Origin of the sequence: Catenuloplanes sp. NPDC051500 (genome assembly GCF_044454585.1) — a bacterium.
Classification (GTDB): domain Bacteria; phylum Actinomycetota; class Actinomycetes; order Mycobacteriales; family Micromonosporaceae; genus Catenuloplanes.
Window position 1 is genome coordinate 1 of the sequence record NZ_JBITDX010000060.1, and the last position, 1,273, is coordinate 1,273.

2 protein-coding genes and 1 pseudogene are annotated in these 1,273 nt (G+C 67.2%); 1 reads left to right on the forward strand and 2 read right to left on the reverse strand.

What is annotated here, in order from left to right; all coding sequences use genetic code 11:
• The coding region (locus ACIA8K_RS41235; protein WP_396068965.1) for an ISAs1 family transposase at nt 1–657 on the reverse strand (657 nt) is incomplete at its 3' end.
• Nucleotides 658–727: 70 nt separating this feature from the next.
• Between ACIA8K_RS41235 and ACIA8K_RS41240 the strand changes: the two genes are divergently transcribed.
• Nucleotides 728–865, forward strand: a complete 138-nt coding sequence (locus ACIA8K_RS41240; RefSeq protein WP_396068966.1) for a hypothetical protein — start codon at nt 728–730, stop codon at nt 863–865.
• A gap of 57 nt (nt 866–922) precedes the next feature.
• Here the strand turns inward: ACIA8K_RS41240 and ACIA8K_RS41245 are convergent.
• Nucleotides 923–1,264 (reverse strand): annotated as a pseudogene (locus ACIA8K_RS41245) (transposase family protein); the annotation flags it as partial.
• Nucleotides 1,265–1,273: the final 9 nt, after the last annotated feature.

Genomic DNA, 1,273 nt, shown 5'->3' on the forward strand with positions numbered 1-1,273 from the left:
ATCACAATTTGCGGTCGTTGTTTCACTCATGGTGATGGCGTTGATGAGGTCGTGGGGGCGGCGGTTGGCGCGTCGGGTGGCTCGGGCGATGTTGGTGGCGCCGTTGCCGCGGTGGTAGCCGATCGCGGTGTTACGGAGCGTGGCGAAGACGGCGGGTCCGTTCCCGGTCCGGGCTTGATGGGCGTCTTCACGAAGAGTGACATCGCGGATGTAGTGCAGCCTGTTTTCGATGTGCCATTCGGTGCGTGCCCATGTGTTGAGGTCGGCGGGCTGGGCCTGGTGTGCGGGCAGGGAGGCGGTCAGGAACGCTGTCTCGCGGGTGGTCTTGCCCTTGATCGTGCGGGTCCGGGTGATCCGGAGGGCTTGCTGGGCGTGGGGGAAGTGGAGCCCACCGGGTGTGTTGATGGTGATCGCTTTGATGGTGCGGGTTTCGGTGCGGCCGTGGCCGGTGTGCCGGGTCTGGTCCCCGATCGGGACCTGCGCCCAGGGGATGCTTTTGAGCTGGGTGAACAAGGTTGGCTGGTTGCCCTTGACCGCTGTCATGAGGTGGGCGCCGGCGGCGGCGAGGAGTTGCGCGTGCCCGGTCTGGGTGTGGAGGGCGTCCGCGACGACCAGGACGTCTTTGAGCGTGCCGAGTTGGGCGGCGACCGCGTTCATGAGGGGGTGTGAACGCGGGGATTTCGTTGGACTTCGCGGTGATCTGGACCTGGGCGAGGACGATTCCGGCGTGGACGTCGTAGGCGGACAGCAGATGGACCTGTCGTCCGTCGGGGAGCCGGGCGCCGCGGACGACTTTCCCGTCGACGGCGATGACCAGTCGCCACCTGCGCCCGGTCACTACCAGCGGTGCCGCTCGGGCGCGTAGCCACCTGGTCATGACCTGCGACAACGTGTCGGCGTCGATCCGAATCAGGAGCCGCCACACGGTCGTGGCGGCGGGAAGACGGCCGGTGAACCCGAGGCGTTCCCAGACCGGCCGGTCGACATCCCGGACCCAGTCCGCGACCGCGGCGAACGTACACGCCCCGGCCAGGACCGCGCAGACCGCCACGGACAGCAGGCTCACCAGCGAGTAACGGCGGCCACGCCGGTCACGCGGGTCCGGTATCACCGAAAGCGCCACGAGCAGGTCCCGGTGTTCACTCACGGTGACAGCGGCGGGGAGCGGCATGTCGGCGGGCCGATGGGACAGCAGGATTCCGGTAGGTGATGATGTCATCGACGGGTGCGTCCTTCTCGGGATCGTGTTGCTTCGCAACTTCATGATCACCGA